Annotated in this window: 11 protein-coding genes; 6 read left to right on the top strand and 5 right to left on the bottom strand. The window is 62.9% G+C overall.

Translation table 11 applies throughout. From position 1 onward, the window contains the following. The first annotated feature begins 111 nt into the window (after window positions 1-111). Window positions 112-5,520, top strand: a complete 5,409-nt coding sequence (locus K3728_00910; GenBank protein ID UWQ95838.1) for an alpha-2-macroglobulin family protein — start codon at window positions 112-114, stop codon at window positions 5,518-5,520. Continuing rightward, window positions 5,517-7,556, top strand: a complete 2,040-nt coding sequence (gene pbpC, locus K3728_00905) for a penicillin-binding protein 1C (protein ID UWQ95837.1) — start codon at window positions 5,517-5,519, stop codon at window positions 7,554-7,556. Before K3728_00910 ends, pbpC begins: the two co-directional genes overlap by 4 nt. 90 nt (window positions 7,557-7,646) lie before the next feature. On the opposite strand, the gene K3728_00900 is transcribed toward pbpC, so the two are convergent. The 4 genes from K3728_00900 to K3728_00885 all read right to left on the bottom strand — a co-directional run bounded on the left by K3728_00900 (window position 7,647) and on the right by K3728_00885 (window position 12,668). Further along, window positions 7,647-8,822, bottom strand: a complete 1,176-nt coding sequence (locus tag K3728_00900) for an acetyl-CoA C-acyltransferase family protein (GenBank protein UWQ95836.1) — start codon at window positions 8,820-8,822, stop codon at window positions 7,647-7,649. A 72-nt stretch (window positions 8,823-8,894) separates the two neighbouring features. After that, on the bottom strand, window positions 8,895-10,490 hold the full coding sequence (gene serA, locus K3728_00895; GenBank protein ID UWQ95835.1) for a phosphoglycerate dehydrogenase: 1,596 nt from the start codon (window positions 10,488-10,490) through the stop codon (window positions 8,895-8,897). 87 nt (window positions 10,491-10,577) lie between these two features. Continuing rightward, window positions 10,578-11,735, bottom strand: coding sequence for a phosphoserine transaminase (locus tag K3728_00890; GenBank protein ID UWQ95834.1), 1,158 nt, complete (start codon window positions 11,733-11,735; stop codon window positions 10,578-10,580). A gap of 162 nt (window positions 11,736-11,897) precedes the next feature. After that, window positions 11,898-12,668 carry an alpha/beta hydrolase gene (locus K3728_00885; protein UWQ95833.1) on the bottom strand — a complete coding sequence of 257 codons (771 nt, stop codon included), beginning with the start codon at window positions 12,666-12,668 and terminating at the stop codon, window positions 11,898-11,900. A 102-nt stretch (window positions 12,669-12,770) separates the two neighbouring features. Between K3728_00885 and K3728_00880 the strand changes: the two genes are divergently transcribed. The 4 genes from K3728_00880 to serB all read left to right on the top strand — a co-directional run bounded on the left by K3728_00880 (window position 12,771) and on the right by serB (window position 17,894). Then, window positions 12,771-13,439 (top strand): ABC transporter ATP-binding protein, encoded by a 669-nt coding sequence (locus K3728_00880; GenBank protein ID UWQ95832.1) that lies wholly within the window; start codon window positions 12,771-12,773, stop codon window positions 13,437-13,439. Between the two features lie 3 nt (window positions 13,440-13,442). Next, window positions 13,443-15,833, top strand: a complete 2,391-nt coding sequence (locus K3728_00875; protein ID UWQ95831.1) for an ABC transporter permease — start codon at window positions 13,443-13,445, stop codon at window positions 15,831-15,833. Next, window positions 15,833-16,885: an iron ABC transporter permease gene (locus K3728_00870; GenBank protein UWQ95830.1), complete on the top strand. Its 1,053-nt coding sequence runs from the start codon at window positions 15,833-15,835 to the stop codon at window positions 16,883-16,885. Before K3728_00875 ends, K3728_00870 begins: the two co-directional genes overlap by 1 nt. A gap of 133 nt (window positions 16,886-17,018) precedes the next feature. Then, the gene (gene serB, locus K3728_00865) at window positions 17,019-17,894 is read left to right on the top strand and encodes a phosphoserine phosphatase SerB (GenBank protein UWQ95829.1); all 876 of its coding nucleotides are present in this window, start codon (window positions 17,019-17,021) and stop codon (window positions 17,892-17,894) included. A 349-nt stretch (window positions 17,895-18,243) separates the two neighbouring features. Here the strand turns inward: serB and gltB are convergent, their stop codons facing one another. Then, a complete protein-coding gene (gene gltB, locus K3728_00860) occupies window positions 18,244-22,779 on the bottom strand; it encodes a glutamate synthase large subunit (protein UWQ95828.1) in 4,536 nt (1,511 codons plus the stop codon). Window positions 22,780-22,781 lie beyond the last annotated feature (2 nt).

Below are 22,781 nucleotides of genomic sequence, written 5' to 3'. Positions count from 1 at the left end.
AGCGTTAATCCGCCATTGCGCGGGCCCTTGCTAGGGGAATCATCGACAGACTCCCCGGCCCCGTGCCACCCTTGCCCCATTCAATTTTGCATATTTTTGTTTGAGGTCCGTATGACGCGCTTATTCGCTGTTGCTGCCGGTATCTTTTTTCTTCTGACCGGGGCTGTGTTTGCTCAGGAAGTTTTGCCCGACCGGACGCTGATAATTGCCCGCGATACCGACCTTCCGGGCAACGATCTGCGCCCGATTCTCGACACCACGCTGACCGATTGCACCGCCGCTTGCCGCGCCGATCCTGAATGCGCGGCGTTCACCTTCAACAGCGCCAATAACCGCTGCTTCCCCAAGACCGCCGCGGGCGAGGGGCTGACCTACGCCGGCGCCATTTCTGGCATCTTTAGCGTCACGCCAGAGCCCGCCCACCGTCTTGCCGCACAACGGCGCATTGATCTTGCCTTCCTGCGGGACGCGGATTTCTCCGCTGCGCGCGACCAGGCCGCGGGGCTAGGGCTGGTCCATTACGCCGGGCAATTCCCCGCCAGCGATTGGCGACGTAGCGCTCAAAACGCTTTTGCGGAGGGGAACATTGAAGGCGCAATGCGCCGGATCGGGGCCGCTATCACAGCAGGAGACATGGCCGAGGATTGGGCGACCTATGCCACCTATCTGCTTGCGATAGAGCCTGAAAACCGCTCGGAAGGACAACGGCTAGAGGAACGCGCCATGCTGGCCGCCCTGAACGCCACCCTCAGGGCCAATGACGGGGCACCCCTTGCCGCCGCACTGGATACGCTGGCCGAGGCGTTGGAGCGGCGCGGGCGCGGGCGCGACACCATCCCCACCCTCCGCCTTGCCGTGTCCCATGAAGATACGCCCGCCCGAGACGAGGCGTTGAGCCGTGTGCTTGGCCTTTATGGCTTCCGCGTCACCGATACCCGTGTGGATATCGAGTCGGACTTTCCCCGCATCTGCGCCATCTTCTCGGAGCCCCTCGCGGCGGGGGGCGTGACCTATGGCGACTTCGTGCAAACCACGGCGTCAGACATCGCGGTCGAGGCCGATGGCCGCCAGCTTTGCCTGTCCGGCGTGCGCCATGGGGGGCGGTATGAATTCACCCTTCGCGCGGGTCTTCCCGCCGCCTCGGGCGAGGTGCTGCACGCCCCCATCTCTCTGCGCCAATACGTGCGCGATCGGGAGCCTTCGGTGCGTTTCGCCGGGCGTTCTTACATCCTTCCGGGGTCATCAAACGGCACTATTCCGCTAGTTGGGGTCAATACAGAGCTTGTGGATCTTCGCCTGTTCCACGTGGCGGACCGCAATATTCTGCGGACCTTGCAGCAGGATTACTTTGGCCGCCCGCTGGCTGAATGGCAGGTGGATCAATTCGCCGAAGAGATCGGCGAAGCCGTCTGGCAGGGGGAGGCAGAAGTCGCCCAAGAACAAAACCGTAGCGTCACCACGCGCCTGCCGATTGGCGAGGTCTTGGAGGGCCGAGCCCCCGGTCTTTATGCTCTGGAAGCCCGTGTGGGCGGCGCTGGCACGGCTGAAGGTGGCGCGACCCAGTGGTTCCTTGTCAGTGACCTAGGCATCAGCGCCATGAGCGGCACAGACGGCGTCCACGTCCTTGTGCGATCCCTTGCCACGACACAGGCCCATGCTGGCGCGACGGTTGAGTTGATCTCGGAATCGAACCGGGTTTTGGCCACGTTAGAGACAGATCAAGACGGCTACGCCCATTTCCCCGCGGCCCTTGCTGCTGGCGAACAGGGCGCTTCCCCGGCGCTTCTGACGGTGCGCCAAGGCGACAACGACCTCGCCTTTTTGTCCCTGCGCGATGCCGAATTTGACCTCTCGGATCGGGGGGTTGAAGGCCGCGCCCCCGCCGGGCCGATTGATGTGTTCCTGACCACCGATCGCGGCATCTACCGGGCGGGCGATACGATCCACCTGACCACCCTTGCCCGAGACCCTCAGGCGCAGGCGATCACCGGGTTGCCTCTCACCGCCATTCTCACGCGGCCCGATGGGGTCGAATACACGCGGCACCTGCTAGTGGAATCCGGCGCAGGCGGTTTCATCGCCTCCCTCCCACTTGGCGCGGATGTGCCGCGTGGCACCTGGCGGTTGGCGATCCACGCGGATCCCAACGCCCGCCCCCTGCGTGATACGCGGCTGTTGGTGGAAGATTTCCTGCCTGAACGCCTCGACCTCAGCATTGATTTAGACGCCGACGCAGGCACCGCGCAGTTTCAGGCCGATTACCTTTTCGGAGCGCCCGCCGCAGACCTTGCGATCACAGGCCGCCTCGCCCTGCGCCCCCGCAATACCCTGCCCGACTATCCGGGCTTCCGCTTTGGCCGTTACGATGCCCCGCCGGAACCCGCGTTCACCAGCCTCGACACTCTCACCACCGATGCCACCGGGGCCGCCTCTGCCATCCTGCGCCTGCCCCGCTTTGACGGCATAGACCATCCGGGTGAGCTGACCCTAACCGCAGAAATCACCGAAGGCTCTGGCCGCCCGGTGGAGCGTTCTGCAACGGCCACCATCCTACCCGACGCGCCCCTGATCGGCATTCGCCCCCTCTTTGATGGAGGCTTGCCCCAAGGGGTAGAGGCCCCCTTCCACCTGATCACGACGGGCGCTGATCCCATGGCAGTCCGATGGACCCTCAACCGGGTAGAGCGGCGCTATCAATGGTACCGGCAGAACGGCAATTGGACGTGGGAGCCGATTACGACGCGCCAGCAAATCGCCATTGGCAACGCGACACTGTCAGCAGAGCCCACCGCCCTTTCCCTTCCCGTAGAATGGGGCGAATTTGAACTGCGCATTGAAAGTGATGAAGGCGGGTTTGCCCTGTCCTCGGTCAGCTTCACCGCCGGGTGGTATGGGGCCAGTGACGGCACCGATACGCCCGACGCGCTAGAGGTGTCCTTGGATGCCGAAGCCTACCGCCCCGGCGACACCGCAACCTTGCGGATTGTGCCCCGCACCGGCGGCCTTGCCTTGGTGCAGGTGGTGACAGATCGGTTGATCGACCAGCAGATCATCGAGCTAGGCGATGACCCCACCGAAATCGCCCTGCCCGTGACCGATGACTGGGGGGCCGGAGCCTATGTTACTGCGACCCTAATCCGCCCGTTAGAGACTGTTTCTGGCCCCACACCTACCCGTGCCATTGGCCTTGCCCATGCTGCTGTCGCCCCCGGTGATCGGGCGCTGAGTGCCACGCTTGAAGTGCCAGAAACCATGCGCCCCCGTGGACCGCTCGACGTGGTGCTGCGGGTGGAAGGCGCGCGGGCGGGCGAGGTTGTGCACGCCACCATCGCCGCCGTTGATCTGGGTATCCTTAACCTCACCGGTTTCGATAGCCCCGATCCCCAAGGTCACTACTTCGGCCAACGCCGTCTCGGCATGGCGTTCCGTGATATCTATGGCCGCCTGATTGATAGCCGTGACGGCGCAGAAGGGCGCATTCGCCAAGGCGGCGACGCGGGTGCGGGGTTGCGGATGCAGGCTGATCCCACGTCCGAAGACCTCGTTGCGCTGTTTTCTGGCCCGCTGACCGTTGGCGCAGATGGCACCGCCCGCGCCAGTTTCGACATGCCCGCCTTCAACGGCACGATTCGCCTGATGGCCACCGCCTGGAGCGATACCGGCGTCGGGCAGGCCGAGGCGGACGTGATTGTTCGCGATCCGGTCGTTGTCACGGCCAGCCTGCCTCGCTTCCTCGCCCCCGGCGACAGTGCCGCGCTTATGCTGGAGATCACCCATGCCGAAGGACCGGTTGGAGAGATGCCGTTAACCATCTCTTCCTCACCCGAGTTCCAGATTTTCGGGCAGATTAGCCCCGCTGTCACGCTTGCCGAAGGGGAAGCGACCCGCCTGCGCATTCCCTTCATCATGGCCGACCGCTCCGGGTTGGCGGAACTGACCGTCACGCTGACCACACCGGACGGCATCGACATTGTTCAGACCCTGACGATCCCCGTGCAAGCCAATGACCCCGAAGTGGCGGAAACCACGCGCTTCACCCTCGCACCCGGCGAAAGCTTCACCCTTGATGCAACGGCCTTTACCGGATTCCATCCTCAAGGCACCCGCGCGATTCTGTCCGCCGGGCCTTTGGCCCGCTACGATGTGGCCGGGCTGTTGCAACGGTTGGACCGCTACCCCTACGGCTGCACCGAACAAACGGCGAGCCGCGCGATGCCGCTTTTGTATCTGTCAGCGGTTGCGCAGGCGCTGAATCTTGGCACCGCCGACGACTTGGCGACGCGGATCGAGGGGGCCATCGCCTCGGTCCTGACGAACCAATCGGCCAACGGCAGCTTTGGCCTATGGCGCGCCTCCTCTGGCGACCTGTGGCTGGATGCCTATGTGAGCGATTTCCTCTCTCGTGCGCGGGCCGAGGGGCACGAGGTGCCGGACATTCCTTTCCAGAACGCTTTGGACAACTTGGCGAACGCTGTCGCCTCTCATCCCGACTTCGAGAATGGCGGAGAGGGGCTGGCCTATGCCCTGATGGTGCTGGCCCGTGAGGGTCAGGCAAGCATGGGCGACCTGCGCTATTATGCGGATGTAAAGGCGCAGGATTTCGGCACCGCTCTGGCCCTTGGGCAATTGGGGGCGGCGCTGGCGATGTATGGCGACCAACCCCGCGCCGATGCGATGTTCATGGCAGGGTTTGCCCGGCTTTCCCTGCCCGCCCTGTCCGAGGACACGCGCCGCTGGCGCGTGGATTACGGCAGCCGCACCCGGGACGCCGCAGGACTTGTGGCCCTTGCCACCGCCGCCGGATCGCAAGCGGGGAACCTGAACGCTGCGGTGCTGGAGATCGCGCCGCCCGTCGCTGATGCCTCTACCCAAGAGGCCGTCTGGGCGCTTCTGGCCGCCCATGCCTTGATCGACAATCCCGCAACCAATGGCTTGCTTCTGGACGGGGCGCCGGTTGTTGGGCCATTGGTGCAGGTGCTAGAGGATGTGAGCCTAACCCGTAGGTTAGAGAATGTTGGGGAGCGCGATGAGGTCGTCACCCTCACCCGCTTTGGCCGCCCCGAAGGCGCGACAGAGGCGTTTGGCAATGGCTACCACATTGGCCGGGAGTACCTTTCACTGGAGGGTGAACCCATTGACCCGGCAAGCGTCGCCCAAGGCACGCGGCTGGTCACGATCTTGACCGTCACAAGTACCGGTGCGCCGGAAGGAAGGCTGATGGTGAATGACCCGCTCCCCGCCGGGTTCGAGATCGACAACCCCAACCTTCTGCAATCGGGCGATATCCGTGCGCTAGATGGGGTAAACGTGGCGATTGGCACCGAGATGACAGAATTCCGGGCCGAAAGGTTTCTGGCCGCCGTAGACATGCGCGGCGGGCAGGACAGAGTGCGCTTGGCCTATATCGTGCGGGCGGTGTCGCCGGGGGACTTCCACCATCCTGCGGCATCGGTCGAGGATATGTACCGTCCTACCTATCGGGCGCAGACGGCCTCTGGCCGGATAAGCATCCTAGAATGATACGCGCCCTCGCGATCACCTTCAGCCTGCTCCTCGCTGCGCTCCTCGCCGGCGGGCTGTTGTGGCTGGACCGTTGGGTTGATGAGACAGAGCTTCCGCCACTAACGCTGGAAACCGGGGTGGAGGTTCTGGACCGTAACGGCGACCTGTTGCGGGCCTATACCGTGGAAAATGGGCGCTGGCGCTTGCCGGTGTCCTATGACGCGGTCGATCCCGCCTATATCGACATGCTTGTTGCCTATGAAGATCGCCGATACTGGACCCACCCGGGCGTTGATCTGCGCAGCTTTCTGCGGGCCGGGTGGCAGCGGCTTACCACGGGGCGCATCGTCTCTGGCGGCTCGACCCTGACGATGCAGGTGGCGCGGTTGTTGGAGGATTCTGGCACCGGCGCATGGGGCGGAAAGATCCGGCAAATCCGCCTTGCTTTGGCGTTGGAGCGGCGGTTATCGAAGGAAGACATCCTTACGCTCTACCTCCACCTGGCTCCCTTTGGCGGAAATATCGAAGGGGTACGCGCCGCGACGCTCACGTGGTTTGGGACTGAGCCCCATCGTTTGACCGCCGCGCAGTCTGCCTTGCTTGTCGCCCTGCCCCAAGCGCCGAACTCTCGCCGCCCGGACCGCTTTCCAGAGGCCGCGGAAATCGCCCGCAACCGGGTGTTGACCCGCGCGGTGCAATTCACCGACCTGACCGAAGCGGAAATCGCTTGGGCGCGGGAGGAGCCTATTCCCACCGAACGGCGAGATTTCCCCGCCCTCGCCGCGCATCTGGCGGACCGGGCGATTACCGGCAGACCCACGCAGGGGACGCATCACCTGACGCTCGACGCGAGCCTGCAACGGCAGATGGAGCGTCTCGCGACGCGCGCGATCGGTGATCTGGGGCCACGCATGTCCGCCGCGATCATGGTGATGGACCACGGCAGCGGAGAGGTCTTGGCCTCTGTCGGATCGCCTGATTACACCGATACCGCGCGAGAGGGGTTCGTGGATATGACCCAAGCCGTACGCTCTCCGGGATCGACGCTAAAGCCGCTGATCTATGGTCTCGCCTTTGACGCAGGACTGCTGCATCCGCAAACCATGATCGAAGATCGCCCGATCTCTATCGCAGGCTACGCACCGCAGAATTTCGACGCCCTGTTTCGGGGAGAAGTCACGGCAACACAGGCTTTGCAAACGTCTCTGAACATACCCGCGGTGACACTTCTGGAGGCAATCGGTCCGCACCAAATGCTTTCGGCGATGGGTCGAGCGGGAATGGCGGTTCACTTGCCAGAAGGGGAGGAACCGGGCCTGGCCATTGCCCTAGGCGGTTTGGGCACGTCGATGCAGGATCTGATGGCGCTCTATGCCGGGATTGCGCGGGGCGGAGTGGCCGCGCCCCTGCACTGGCGGGAGGGGGAAGCGGAGGAAGGGCAGCGCATCGTGTCGGACACGGCGGCATGGTACCTGGGCGATATATTGGGAGGGGTTGCGCCCCCGCCCAATGCGCCGCGCATCGGGTTGAGCTACAAGACGGGCACCAGCTACGGGCACCGGGATGCCTGGGCGTTCGGTTTTGATGGGCAGCATGTGGTGGGCATCTGGATGGGCCGCGCTGATGGCGCATCGGTGCCCGGAGCCTTTGGGGCAGAGCTTTCTGCACCACTACTGTTCGAAGCCTTCTCCCGCATCAGTGACGAAACAACGCCGCGCCGACCGCCCCCGCCGGGTGCTTTGACCCTCACCACTGCGCAACTGCCCGAAACCCTGCGCCGCTTTGGCCCCTCCCCCACGTCCGGTGGAGACGCCGGCCCCGCCATCACCTTCCCCCCCGAAGGCGCGGTTCTGGCCTATCAACCTGGCCTGCCGCTTCTGGCGCGGGTGGCGGAAGGAACGCCGCCGTTCACTTGGCTTTGGAACGGCGCGCCGGTGGCCACGCGCATATACGACCGCGAAATAGCACTAGAAGCCGAGACCGGCTTTGCGGAACTCACCGTCATCGACGCCACAGGCCAAGCCCAGCGCCGCCACGTGGAAATCGAAAACTAGCCCCCGCCACCCCAGTCTTTTGCAAAAGACTGGGGCAGAGCCTTGCAAGGCTCTGGTAGAGACTTTTGCAAAAGTCTCTACCCCTCCAGATCACGGGCGTTCGATAGCAAGCGCGATGCCCTGCCCGCCGCCGATGCACATGGTGATCAGGGCGCGTTTGCCGCCGATCCGCTCCAGTTCATACAACGCCTTCACGGTGATGATCGCACCGGTCGCGCCGACCGGGTGGCCAAGGGCAATCGCGCCGCCGTTGGGGTTCACCTTGGCCGGGTCGAGGCCGAGCCCTTTGTTCACCGCCAGCGCTTGCGCGGCGAAGGCTTCGTTCGATTCGATCACGTCAAAGTCGCCGATGCTCAGGCCGGTCTTCGCGAGCAGGTTTTCGACCGCTGGCACCGGGCCGATCCCCATGACTTCGGGCCGCACACCGGCGTGGGCGTAACCCAACACACGGGCACGGGGGGTAAGGCCAGCGGCTTCCGCCGCCTCAGCTCGCGCCAGCACCAGCGCCGCCGCGCCGTCGTTGATTCCGCTGGCGTTGCCCGCTGTCACGCGGCCGTCTTTTTGGAAGACGGCTCGGAGACCGCCGAGCGCTTCGAGTGAGGTCGCCTTAGGGTGTTCATCCACCTCAAACGGCACCATGTCGCGCTTCACGCGAACCTCTACCGGTACAATTTGCTCGGCAAAGTACCCCTGGGCAATCGCGTTTGCTGCGCGCTCTTGCGAGGTCATGGCAAAGGCATCCATCTGCGCCCGGGTCACGTCGTGTTCATCGGCGACGTTTTCCGCTGTGACGCCCATATGGCCGGTTCCGAAGGGACAGTTCAGCGCCCCCAGCATCATGTCCAGCGTCTTCACGTCGCCCATCTTCTGCCCGAACCGCGTAGCCGAAGAGATATAAGGCGAGCGCGACATGCTTTCCGCGCCGCCAGCGAGCCCGAAATCCGCATCCCCCATGGCGAGAGACTGTATCGTGCTGACAATCGCCTGCGCTCCAGATCCGCAGAGGCGGTTCACGTTCATCGCAGGGGTTGTCTCTGGAATACCTGCCTGCATCGCCGCGACGCGAGATAGGTACATATCGCGGGGCTCCGTGTTGATAACATGGCCAAAGACCACATGGCCGATCTGGCCGCCTTCAACGCCCGCGCGTTCCAGCGCGGCTTTGGCAACGGTCGCGCCTGTGTCGATCGGCGCTGTGCCCGCCAATGCCCCCCCAAACGTGCCGATTGCTGTACGTGCGCCTGACAAGATGACGATATCGTCCATAAAAAAACCCTCCGCGATGTGTCACGGAGGGTTAGAGCCTAGTTACAGCGCTATGCCAATGCGCCGCGCGGATTACACCGCGTCAAATTGCAGAGGCATGACCGACTGGAACAGGCCCGTGTCCATCAGTTTCTGCAACACTGCCGCCGGTGGCTGTTCGTCCAGGTACAACAGCGCAATGGCCTGACCGTCAGGGCCAGAGCGCCCAAGGGTGAAGTTCGCGATGTTCACGCCGTTCTCCCCCATCGTTTGACCCAGGGCACCGATGATGCCGGGAACATCGTTGTTGGTGGTGTAGAGCATATGAGAGCCAATCTCGGCATCAATGTTGATGCCTTTGATCTGAATGAAACGCGGCTTGCCATCGCTGAAGACCGTACCAGCAATCGAGCGTTCACGCTTGTCGGTTTTCACCACAAGGCGAATGTAGCCGTCAAACACACCGGACTTGTCTTGGGTTGTCTGCGACAGTTCAATCCCGCGCTCTTTTGCGATGACAGGAGCCGACACCATGTTCACGTCAGGGTTGCTGGCCTTCATCACGCCCGCAATTGCCGCACAATCCAAAGCCTTCAGGTTCATGCCCGTTACAACGCCATTGTAGACCACGTCGATGGAGTTGATCGGCTCATCGGTGAGCTGCCCGATGAAGGCACCGAGGTGTTCGGCCAGTTTGACCCAAGGCCCCATGATTGCGGCTTCTTCCGCCGTGACCGATGGCATGTTGAGCGCGTTGGTGACAGCGCCGGACAGCAGATAATCCGACATCTGCTCAGCCACTTGCAGCGCCACGTTTTCCTGGGCTTCCGTGGTGGCCGCGCCAAGGTGTGGCGTCACAACGACGTTGGGCAGATGGAACAGGGGGTTTTCCGTGGCAGGTTCCTGCGCGAACACGTCAAAAGCGGCACCGGCGATATGACCGGATTTCAGAAGCTCGGCCAAGGCTGCCTCATCCACCAGACCGCCCCGGGCACAGTTGATGATACGTACGCCCTTTTTGGTCTTGGCGAGGTTTTCTGCCGACAGGATGTTCGCCGTCTTCTCGGTGAAAGGAACGTGCATGGTGATGAAATCGGCGCGGGACAGAAGTTCATCCAGCTCGACCTTCTGACAACCGATTTCCTTGGCGCGTTCTTCGCTGAGGAAGGGGTCATAGGCGATGACCTTCATCTTCAGCCCGAGGGCGCGGGAGATAACGATGGAGCCGATGTTACCCGCGCCGATCACGCCGAGGGTTTTCGCGGTCAGTTCGACCCCCATGAACTTGGATTTCTCCCATTTGCCGTCATGGGTGGAGGCCGAGGCTTCGGGGATTTGACGGGCGACCGCAAACATCATCGCGATGGCATGTTCTGCCGTCGTGATGGAGTTCCCGAAGGGCGTGTTCATCACAATGATGCCCTTCTTGGACGCGGCTGGGATATCGACGTTGTCGACACCGATCCCGGCACGACCAATGACCTTGAGGTTGGTCGCGGCAGCGATGATTTTTTCAGTGGCCTTGGTGGCCGAGCGGATGGCGAGGCCATCGTATTGGTCGATCACGGACAGGAGTTTTTCTTTGTCCTTGCCAATGGACGGATCGAAGGTGACGTCGACGCCACGGTCACGGAAAATTTGGACAGCGGTTTCCGAGAGCTTGTCGGATACGAGAACTTTGGGGGCCATGATGTGGCGCTCCTATAACGGGGCCTGCGCTTGGGGCAGGCTTGGGGATTGAGTTGTATTTACCAAGATGAAGAGGGGAGCGAGGCGTTAGGCCTGCGCTTCGATCTCTGCGTGGAAGGCCCAGTCGAGCCAAGGAAGCATGGCCTCGATATCCGAGGTTTCCACGGTGGCACCGCACCAGATGCGAAGACCCGCAGGGGCATCGCGGTAGGCGCCGATATCCAGAGCGACGCCTTCATCGGAGAGCCGTTTGGCAACGGCTTTGGCGAAGGCGGCCCCGTCTTGGATACGGGCATCGGTGAACTTCAGGCAGACGGACGTGTTGGAACGTGTTGCCGGATCATCGGCGAGGTTCGCGATCCAGTCACGGGCGTCGGTGAAGGCGTGGATGGCGTTGGCGTTGGCATCGGCGCGTTGCATCAGGCCAGAAAGGCCGCCGATACTGTCGGCCCAGTTCAGGGCAAAGGCGTAGTCTTCAACGGCCAGCATGGAGGGCGTGTTGATCGTGGCACCTTTGAAGATGCCATCGATCAGCTTGCCGCCTTTGGTCAGGCGGAAGATTTTCGGCAGGGGCCAAGCCGGTGTGTAGGATTCGAGGCGTTCTACCGCGCGGGGGCTGAGGATGATCATCCCGTGGGCCGCTTCGCCGCCCATGACTTTCTGCCAGGAAAAGGTGGTCACATCCAGCTTGTCCCAGGGCAGATCCTGGGCGAAGGCCGCGGATGTTGCGTCGCAGATTGTCAGGCCAGCGCGGTCCGCCGGGATGGCGTCGCCGTTCGGCACGCGGACGCCCGAGGTGGTGCCGTTCCAAGTGAAGACAACGTCTGTGTCGAAATCGACCTCGGCCAGGTCCACGATCTGACCGTAGTCTGCGGTTTTCACCTCGGCATCGAGTTTCAGCTGTTTGACAACATCCGTGACCCAGCCCGCGCCGAAGCTTTCCCAAGCCAGCATGGTCGCTTTGCGCGCGCCCAGAAGGGACCACATCGCCATTTCCATAGCGCCAGTGTCCGAGGCCGGGACGATGCCGACACGGTAGCCCTCGGGCAGGCCCAGAATGCGGGCGGTGTCGTCGATCACGCCTTTCAGCAGGTCTTTACCCACTGCCGCACGGTGCGAGCGGCCAAGGGGCGCATCTTTCAGCGCGTCTACTGTCCATGTCGGGGGTTTGGCGCAGGGGCCGGACGAAAAGCGTGCGTTCACGGGTTTCGTGGTCGGGCGTGTGCCCGGTGTCTCAGTAACCATCACTGGTATCCTCACAGATATGCGCCCTTCGTTGGGGAAGGGTGTCCCACCGCCGGAGATACGGAGATACCTGCCCCCCCACAAGACGGAAAAGGACGGCAATTGGTCGGAAAGCGCACTTTTATGCCGGGGCTGTTCCCTATCGGAAACTTTCCCGAAGTGTCATGTCAGAAGCAGTTTGGTCAGCGGGCCTCGGGTGCTTTCGAGGCCTGCGATGATGGAGAAGTGGTTTTCGCCGGGTAGTTCTATCACCTCGGTCACAGCACCTAGGCCGAGCCAGATATTAGCCAAAAGCGCGTTCTGGCGGCGGAACTCGGGCCGTTCCTCTGCGCCGACAACACAGGTCAGGCGTGCGCCGGGAAGGGGCGTTTGCAAGGCAGGGCTTTCTGCTGCGGCCTCTTCTTCGGTCATGCGTAGGGTGAGGTTCATCTGCGTGCGCAGCAGGGGGCGCAGGTCGTGGACGCCCGAGATTGAGAGGGTGTGAACCACGCGGGCGGCGACATCCTCTGGCAGCACCCCTTCGCAAAGCATCCGGGTTACCAGATGGCCGCCGGCGGAATGGCCTGTCAGGCGGATCGGGCCATCAATGCGCTGGGCGGCGGCGGTGATGGCACGGGCGACCTCTGCGGTGATTTCCGCGATCCTTGCACGAGGCGCGAGCGTGTAACTGGCCATCGCAACGGCCTGCCCGGCGGCACGGGGCCCAGCGGCCAGATGGGCGAATTCACGGGCTGAAAACGACATCCAATAGCCGCCGTGGACGATTACGGTCAGCCCTTGGGGTGTCCCTTCTGGAAGGTAAAGATCGGCGCCGGGTAAGGAGTCGTCCGGGGTCATCAGAGCAGACCGCGCCTCCCAGCCAGAGGTGATCTCGTGCAAGTTCTCTACATATACGCCGTTGGAATAGGCGTCGTCCCAATCTGTAATCTGCATGGCATCCTCCGTTGCGCCACTTTGGGGCAAATCAGCGGGCGGCGCATCCGAAATACACGCCGGGGGGTGTTCGTGCCGCCGCTCCCTGCTACATCTTTGGCCATGGAAACGCCTTTGCTTGATCTGCGTGACATTCGCAAAACTTACCCCTCCGATCATGGCCCTTTGCGGGTGCTTGATGGGGTATCTGTCACCTTGAGCGCGCGGGAAACGCTGGCGCTGACCGGGGAAAGTGGATCGGGGAAATCCACGTTGCTGCATCTGTCGGGCGGCCTTGACCAACCCGATAGCGGAGCGGTCGTTCTGGACGGCCAGGACATTGGACAGCTTGACGACGCGGCCCGTGCCCATGTGCGGCGGATGCGGATCGGGCTGATCTTTCAACAATTCAACCTTGTGCCCTCGCTATCGGTCGGGGCGAATATCGCGCTTCAGGCGCGTCTGGCGGGGCGCCATGACAGGGCTTTTGCCGCTGAACTGGCAGAGCGTTTGGGGCTGAGCGCCTTGCTGTCGCGCTACCCGGAACAGCTTTCGGGCGGCCAGCAACAGCGCGTTGCCATTGCCCGTGCCCTTGCTCCTCGGCCTGCGCTTTTGCTGGCCGATGAGCCCACCGGCAACCTTGATGAGGAGACCGGCGATAGCGTTCTTACCCTGTTGCTAGAGCTGGTGGCCGAAACCGGCGCGGGGCTTTTGATGGTCACCCACTCCCCCCGGCTGGCGGATCGTTTGGGGCGGCGTGTGCATCTGTCTCGTGGTGGGTTGGGCGGATAGAACATGCTCTACACCGCCCTTTTGAGCCTAATTTCCCATTGGCGCCGCCACCCCGGCCAATTCGCGATGCTGGCCCTTGGACTGGCCTTGGCCACCGCCCTTTGGTCCGGTGTGCAAGCCATCAACGCCGAGGCGCGATCTGCCTATGACAGGGCCGCCGCCACCCTTGGGCAGGATCAGATCGCCCGGTTGGAACGCCCCGATGGGCAGCCGATTGACCCCGCCGACTATGTCGCCCTTCGCGCGGCGGGATACCTCGTATCTCCGGTGATCTCGGGCGAGGTGCGGGACGCCAATGGCAGGTTGCGCCTGCTGGGGATTGATCCGTTGACCCTGCCACCCGATGCGCAGGGCCCTGCCTTGGACGGCGGCCTGGATCTTGTCGGGTTTTTTACCGCGCCGGGTGTGCTTTTGATGGGGGAGGCGACGGCCAACGGCGCGCTTCCGGCCGACCTTCCGCCGATCCAGATCAGCGATACGGTACCCCCCGCCGCCGCGATCACCGATATCTCGACAGCCGCGCGGCTGTTGGGCCACGCCGGGCCTTCTTATCTGCTGGTGAACCCGGTCCAGCCCCTTGGTTTGCCGCCCTTGGCTGAGGACACGACGCTAACCCTGCGCGCACCCGATAATGGCGGTGACATCGCGCGGTTGACCGATAGCTTTCATCTGAACCTGACGGCCTTTGGCTTCCTGTCGTTTGGGGTTGGGTTGTTCATTGTCCACGCCGCAATTGGGCTGGCGTTTGAACAGCGTCGTGCCATCGTGCGGACCTTGCGGGCCTTGGGCACGCCCCTTCGCACGATCCTTTTGGCGCTGTCACTGGAGCTTGCCGTGATCGCGCTTCTGGCCGGGGTGATCGGCGTCGCAATGGGCTATGTTGTGGCTGCCAGCCTGATGCCCGGCGTCGCTGGAACCCTGCGTGGACTTTATGGGGCCGAGATCGCGGGCGTGCTTCAGTTCAGTCCCTATTGGGCGCTTTCGGGTCTATTCATTACCCTGATTGGCACCGCTGCGGCAGCGATACAGGCGATGATCCGTACAGCGCGGATGCCGCTTCTGGCGCCCGCGATGCCGCGGGCTTGGGCGCAGGCCTCGGGCCGGATGATCCGCTTGCAGGCCCTCGCGGCGCTCGGGCTATTCGCCCTGTCGGGCGCGCTGGCCCTGTCGGGCGCGGGACTCATCGCAGCCTTCGGCTGCTTGGCGTGCTTGCTGATCGGCGCGGCACTGGCGTTGCCAGCTTTGATGACCGGAGCGCTGTCGTTGATCCGCCCCAAGGGCGCTTTCGCGGAGTGGGTCGTGGCCGATACGCGCCAGCAAATTCCCGGCCTGTCGCTGGCGCTTATGGCGTTGCTGCTGGCGCTGTCGGCAAATATCGGGGTCTCCACCATGGTTGGCTCGTTCCGCGCGACGTTCCTCGGCTGGCTTGACCAGCGGCTTGCGTCCGAGCTTTACGTGACCGCTGCCACCCCGGACGAGGCGCAGATCCTCATGGCCGCCCTCGCCCCAGAGGTGGATGCGATCCTGCCCATCGTCTCCACTCCCCTGCGTCTCTTTGACCAACCGGCCGAGCTATTCGGCGTCGTCGATCACGCCACCTACCGCGCCGCTTGGCCGTTTCTGTCGCAAGCCTCGGACCCTTGGGGGCGGCTCGCGACGGGCGATGCGATCTTGGTGAATGAACAGATGGCCCGCCGTGAGGGCCTATCTGTCGGGGACACCGTAGACATCGCGGGCGGCTTGCCGATCGTGGGGATATACTCCGATTACGGCAACCCCAGCGGGCAAGCGATTGTGTCTCTGACCCGCCTGACAGAGATGTTCCCGGACCTGCGCCCCCGCCGCTTTGCCATCCGCATTGCGCCCGAAGCGGCCCCCGCATTAGCCACCCGATTGCGAGAGGACTTCAGCCTTCCCCCCGACGCCGTGACAAACCAAGCGCAGGTTAAAGCCTTTTCCGTCGCGGTCTTCGACCAAACCTTCCGCGTGACGGGCGCCTTGAACGTGCTGACCCTTGGCGTGGCGGGCATCGCCTTGCTGACCAGCCTGCTGACCCTCGCCAATTTGCGCTTGCCGCAATTGGCCCCGATCTGGGCCATCGGCGCATCCAGGGCGCAGCTTGCTTGGGTGGAAATGGCGCGAAGCCTGATCCTGGCGGCAATCACCTTTCTGGCGGCCCTGCCCGTGGGCCTCGCGTTGGCATGGGTGCTGCTCGCCCTGGTAAACGTCGAGGCATTTGGCTGGCGCCTACCCATGCGCGTGTTCCCCGGCGATTGGCTGCTCCTCGGCCTCTTGGCCCTGCTCGCCGCTGGCCTCGCGGCCCTAGGCCCGACCCTTCGACTTGCGCGGATACCCCCCGCGCGGCTCACCCAAGTTTTCGCACAGGAATGCTGATGATCCGCCCTCTCCTCGCTCTGCTTCTTCTCGCCTCCCCGCTTCATGGCCAAGGGTTCGCGGGCCTCGGCACCGCGGCCGAGGGCTTTGCCGTTCCCACCCCGAACCCCACGTTCTCCTTCCCCGCAGACCACGGCCCCCACCCCGATTACCGGATCGAATGGTGGTATCTTACGGCCACCCTGCAAGGGGCCGACGGCACCGATTACGGCATCCAATGGACCCTGTTTCGCTCGGCCCTATCGCCAGACACCTCCACCGACTGGACTGCGCCGCAATTGTTCATGGGCCACGCAGGCCTGACCACACCCGACGCCCACTATAGTGCAGAGCGCCTTGGCCGCGGCGGCATGGGTCAAGCAGGCGTGTCTACTATGCCGTTCAGAGCCTTTATTGACGATTGGCAGATGACATCCACCACTGCTTCCGGCGACGCGCTTGATGCGCTGTCCCTCACCGCGCGGGGCACAGATTTCGCCTACGATCTGGCGCTGCAAGCGGACGGCCCGCTGATCTTCCACGGCGCCGATGGCTTCTCCGTCAAAAGCGCCGAGGGGCAGGCGAGCTACTATTACTCGCAACCCTTCTACAGCGTCACAGGCACCCTCACCCTGCCCTCCGGCCCTGTGGCGGTCACCGGCGATGCCTGGCTGGATCGTGAGTGGTCGTCGCAACCGCTTTCGGACAGCCAAACGGGGTGGGAGTGGTTTTCCCTGCAACTCCCCGACGGCGCGCGGCTGATGGCCTTCGCCCTGCGCGATACGGCAGGCGCGCCCTTCACCTCTGCCACCTACATCGCCGCCGATGGCACGACCCAAGCCTATGGCGACGGCGCTGTCACACTCACACCCCTGACCATAAGCGACGTGGACGGGCGCGATATCCCCACAGAATGGCGGCTTCAGTTTCCTGAGCATGGGATTGATATCACCACGGTTGCCCTCAATCCAAATAGCTGGATGGACACGTCTTTTCCCTATTGGGAGGGGCCGATTTCATTCACCGGCACCCACGCAGGCCGGGGGTATTTGGAAATGACGGGGTACGACTGAACGGCTCTGCCATGCCTGTCAGAGCCTTCTGAGTATCAAGCCACATCGCTCTATCACCCATACCAGCACGTAAATACTGGCCCCCCGGCCCCTCCACCCCTAAAGTGCCGAAAAATGCAGGAGCCTTTCGCCAATGTTCACCGTCACACTCATGACAAACCACGCCATGTATCTCGACACGAACCTGGTGACGAACCTCCGCAATGCCATGGGCGGTGGCGATGCAACCTGGCTCGACCCCAACCATTGCGCCGAGTTTGACGCCCCGAAAATCCCTCGCAATATCCAGACGGTTTGGGAAAGCCTCAGCGCTGAGGGCGTCGATATGGTGTGGCAGAAGGCGGGCGATCGGAAGCGCAAGATGTTACTGGCCGACATGGACAGCACAATGATCCAGCAGGAATGTATTGACGAACTGGCGGATGAAGCAGGCGTCGGCAAACGGGTCGCCGAGATCACCGCCCATGCCATGAACGGCGAGCTGGATTTTGAGGAAGCGCTTCTGGAACGTGTCGGTCTGCTGAAGGGGCTACCCGAAGCGACGATTGCAACCGTTCTGGAAAAGCGCATCACCCTGATGCCCGGCGGGCCGACGTTGCTGGCCACGATGAAGGCCAACGGCGCTCACTGTGCTTTGGTCTCCGGCGGGTTCACGGCCTTCACGCAGGCCATCGCGGCGAAATTGGGCTTTGATGAACACCACGCCAATACGCTGCTTGCGGAAAACGGCGCCCTAACCGGCGATGTCACCCGCCCCATCCTTGGCCGCGAAGCCAAGGTCGAGGCACTTCACCGCATCACCAAGACCCTCAACATCAAACCCGCTGACGTGATCGCCGTGGGTGACGGCGCCAATGATCTGGGGATGTTGCAATTGGCGGGCACCGGCGTTGCTCTTCACGCCAAACCCACCGTGCAGGAACAGGCGAAACACCGCATTAACCACGGTGATCTGACGTCGCTTCTGTTCATCCAAGGCTACGCAAAGTCCGATTTCATCGCCGCGTGAGTCGGGGGACGGGTCAAGGATCGGCGCAGCCGACGGCCTTGGCCGCTTGTCCTTGAGGCGGCCCGCGACTCGCCCCAACCCTTGCACAGGCCTGTTTGTGGCAAACCTGCCCGCAAACGGCCTCTCAGCAAAATCCTATTCCCTCATAACAGACCCAAACCCGCCTGTTAGAGCGCACGTTCTACCCCTTAGTGGACATCTGCACCCGTCCACAAACGCGAGCCCGCGCGGACGTGCGAGCCTTTAGGCTCGCGCCCCGCGCGCCACGCCCAAACCAGTCGCGAAAGCTATGCTTTCGTCGTCTGGGCGGGAGAGCCCCCTTGCCGAAAGGCCGGAGCCCCGGCGGAAATCACTCCGCCGGAACAGCCGTTTCCTCGATCCCCAAGCCTACGGGGATCTTGTCCAGCATCTCTTTCGGGCAGACCTGCACGAAGTTGGCACGCTCGATATCCCAATGTTGCAGAATATCTCGGGCCTTCACGCTGTTGGTCTCTTCCGCGTGACGCTCCACCAAGCCGCGCAATTGCGCTTCCCAGTGATCGACCGTGACCGGGCATGTCACCAGCGTTTCCATGTTCATCTGCGGCAAGGCATCGCCGTCAGGGTCATACAGATACGCCATGCCTCCGGTCATGCCCGCGCCGAAGTTGGCGCTGATCGACCCGAGGATCACCACGACGCCGCCGGTCATGTATTCACAGCCGTTCGAACCACAGCCCTCGATCACCGTTTTCGCGCCCGAGTTCCGAACCGCGAAACGCTCTCCGGCGCGGCCAGCGGCGAACAGGTAGCCATCCGTCGCGCCGTAAAGCACCGTGTTGCCGATAATCACGTTGTCAGACGCCACCAGCGGCGATGCCATTGGCGGACGCACCACAATCGTGCCCCCCGACAGACCCTTGCCAACGTAATCGTTGCTGTCGCCAGAAACTTCCAGCTTCAGGCCCGGCGCCGCGAAGGCCCCAAGCGATTGCCCGGCGCTGCCCTTCAGCTTCACCGTCAGATGATCCGGTTGCAGGTCATTACGCATCCCGAAGTTCTTCACGATGTGGCTGCTCGTCCGCGTACCGATCGTGCGCAACGTGTTTTGCACCGCATAGGAAAGCTGCATTTTCTCGCCGTCTTCGAGGAAGCGGCTCGCGTCCTTCACGATCTGCGCATCCAGCGTGTCTGGCACCGCGTTGCGAGGCTTGTTGCGGTCGTAAACGATCCGGTCCGCGCCATCGACGGTGATTAGCATCGGGTTCAGGTCCAGATCATCCAGATGCGCCGCGCCCCGGCTGACCTGCGTCAACAGATCGGCCCGGCCAATGACCTCATCCAGCGACCGCGCGCCCAGCGAGGCGAGAATCTCCCGCACTTCTTCGGCGTAGAAGGTGATCAGGTTCACCACCTTATCGGCGTTACCGGTGAACTTGTCGCGCAGGGCCTCGTCCTGGGTACATACGCCCACAGGGCAGGTGTTGGACTGGCACTGACGCACCATGATACAGCCCATCGCAATCAACGCGGCGGTGCCGATGCCGTATTCCTCAGCGCCCATCATCGCGGCCATGACAATGTCACGGCCCGTGCGCAGGCCGCCATCGGTCCGCAGGGTCACACGGCCCCTCAGGTTGTTCATTGCCAGAACCTGATGCGCCTCGGTCAGGCCCATCTCCCACGGCAGACCCGCGTATTTGATCGAGGTCGCAGGCGACGCGCCCGTGCCGCCGTTATGGCCGGACACAAGGATCACATCGGCCTTGGCCTTCGCCACGCCCGCCGCAATCGTGCCAACGCCGGACGACGCCACCAGCTTCACCGTCACCTTGCAGCGCGGGTTGATCTGTTTGAGGTCATAGATCAGCTGCGCAAGGTCCTCGATCGAATAGATATCGTGGTGCGGCGGCGGTGAAATCAGCATCACGCCGGGGGTGGAATGGCGCAGACGGGCAATCAGGTCGGTGACCTTCATGCCGGGCAGCTGTCCTCCTTCGCCGGGCTTGGCACCTTGGGCGACCTTGATCTCCAGCTCTTCACATTGGTTCAAGTATTCCGCCGTCACGCCGAAACGCCCGGAAGCCACCTGCTTGATCTTCGCGCTGGGGTTATCGCCATTGGCCTCCGGCACGAAATGCGCCGGATCTTCACCACCCTCGCCGGAGTCCGACTTCGCGCCAATCCGGTTCATGGCCACGTTTAGGGTCTTGTGTGCCTCGGGTGACAGTGCACCAAGGCTCATCCCCGGGGTCACAAACCGCTTCCGGATCGAGGTGATGCTTTCCACTTCCTCAATCGGGACCGGCGCCCCCATCGGCTTGATATCCATCAGATCGCGCAAATGGATCGGCGGGTTCTGCCGCATGGCCGCCGAATACTGCTTCCACAATCCATAAGAGGCGCGGTTACAGGCTTCCTGCATCATATGCATGTTGGTCGCCTGCCAAGCGTGGGTCTCGCCCGAGCGACGCGCTTTGTAGAAGCCGCCAATTGGCAGCACGCTTTCGCCGCGCAAGAAGCCCTTGGTGTGGACTTCTTCCACCTTGGTTTGCAGACCGCTGACGCCGATACCGCTGATGCGGCTCAACATGCCGGGGAAATATTCCGCCACCATGGCGCGGGACAGGCCAACCGCCTCGAAGTTAAGGCCCCCGCGATAGCTGGAAATCACGCTGATCCCCATCTTGCCCATGATCTTCAACAGACCCGCATCAATGGCCGCGCGGTAGCGGGCCATCGCCTCGGTCAGGTTGCCGTCCAACAGGCCCCGGTCGATCCGGTCGGAGATGCTGTCTTGCGCCAGATAGGCGTTCACCGTGGTCGCGCCACAGCCCACCAGAACCGCGAAGTAATGGGGGTCGATACATTCAGCGGACCGCACGTTGAGCGAGCAGAAAGTCCGCAGTCCTTTCTTGGTCAGCCCCGAATGCACGGCGCTGGTGGCCAGGATCATCGGCATCGCAACACGGCCATCGCCTTGGCCTTGATCGGTCAGCACAATATGCCCCGCGCCCGAGCGCACAGCGTCTTCCGCCTCGGCGCGCAACCGCTCCAGCCCTTCGCGCAACGCGCCAGCTTTGCCGCCCGCGTCAAAGGTACAATCCAACGTCACCACGTTTTCGCCGAAATAGCTGACCATTTTGTCGAACTGCGCATTCGCCACAAAAGGGCTGTCCAGCACGAGGATTTCGGTCTGCGAGCTATCTTCGTCCAGCACGTTCTTCAGGTTCCCGAAGCGTGTTTTCAGGGACATCACCCGGTATTCGCGCAAGCTGTCGATGGGCGGGTTCGTGACCTGGCTGAAGTTCTGCCGAAAGTAATGGGACAGGGGCCGGTACTGCGACGACAGAACCGCGCTTGGTGTGTCGTCCCCCATGGAGGCGAGGGATTCTTTCGCGTCCTCCGCCATCGGGGCGAGGATCTGCTCCACCTCTTCAATGCTATAGCCCGCCGCAACTTGACGTTTGCGCAACTCTGCACCGCTGAACAGAGCCTGTTCCGTCAAGCCACTGGTCTCTTTCTCAAGGTCGGTGATCCGGTCCACCCAAGCGCCAAAATCGCGGCTCGCGGCCAGCGCGTCTTTGATCTCTGCGTCGTGGAATAATGCCTTTTCCTGCATGTCCACGGCAATCATCTGGCCGGGCCCAAGGGCGCCCTTTTCGACGACATTGGCGTCATCCACAGGGACCATGCCGGTTTCCGATCCGGCAATCAGCAACCCGTCACCGGTCACGACATAGCGCATGGGGCGCAGGCCGCTCCGGTCCAGACCGGCACAGACCCAACGACCGTCGGTCATCGCAAGGGCGGCGGGGCCGTCCCACGGTTCCATGACCGAGTTGCAGTAGGAATACATATCAAGCCACGGCTTCGGCAGTTCCGTCGCCGTCTGGCTCCACGCTTCGGGCACCAGCATCGTCTTGGCCATCGGCGCGGAACGGCCCGCGCGGACCATCACTTCAAACACCGCATCCAACGCGGCCGAATCGCTCGACCCGCCGGCAACGATCGGCTTGATATCTTCCGCCATGTCGCCAAAGAACCCGCTCGCCATGCGGATTTCGTGGGATTTCATCCAGTTCAGGTTGCCTTTCAGCGTGTTGATCTCGCCGTTATGGGCCAACATGCGGAACGGCTGAGCCAACCACCACTGCGGGAAGGTGTTGGTAGAATAGCGCTGGTGATAGATCGCAAAGGCGCTCTCGAACCGTTCATCCTGCAAGTCGGGGTAGAACTCGGCCACCTGCTCGGCCAGCATCATACCCTTGTAGATGATCGAGCGGCACGACAGCGAACACAGATACAGCTCGCGGATACCCGCGGCGGCGGCGGCCTTCTCGATCCGGCGGCGGATCACATACAATTCGCGTTCAAACGTCTCTTCATCGACGCCCTTCGCGTTCGAGATGATGATCTGCTCAATCTCGGGCCGGGTCGCGTTGGCTTTCTCGCCCAAGCACAGGACATCCACCGGCACATGGCGCCAGCCGTAGATGTAATACCCCATCCGCAGCACTTCGGATTCCACGATGGTCCGGCACACTTCCTGTGCGCCGAAATCGCTCCGCGGCAGGAACACTTGGCCCACAGCCATCAGCTCGCCGCGCATCTCGTGGCCGGTGCGCTTCACCTGCTCTGCAAAGAACTTGTAGGGGATTTGCACGTGGATACCCGCGCCGTCGCCGGTTTTGCCGTCGGCGTCCACCGCACCCCGGTGCCAGATCGCTTTCAACGCGGTGATGCCCGCTTCGACGACCGACCGAGTGGGCTTCCCGTCCACCGAAACCACAAGCCCCACGCCGCAAGACGAATGCTCGTCTTCCTCGCGGAACATGCCGTTTTCTTCCATCCATTTGCGCTTCGCCTCTTCGGCGGCGGCCCAGTTGGTATCGAATTGGGTCATGG

The sequence above is a fragment of the Rhodobacteraceae bacterium M385 genome, from assembly GCA_025141835.1.
Taxonomy (GTDB): domain Bacteria; phylum Pseudomonadota; class Alphaproteobacteria; order Rhodobacterales; family Rhodobacteraceae; genus Gymnodinialimonas.
Note: the sequence above shows the minus strand (reverse complement) of the source record. Positions and strands in the feature narration are given on the sequence as shown.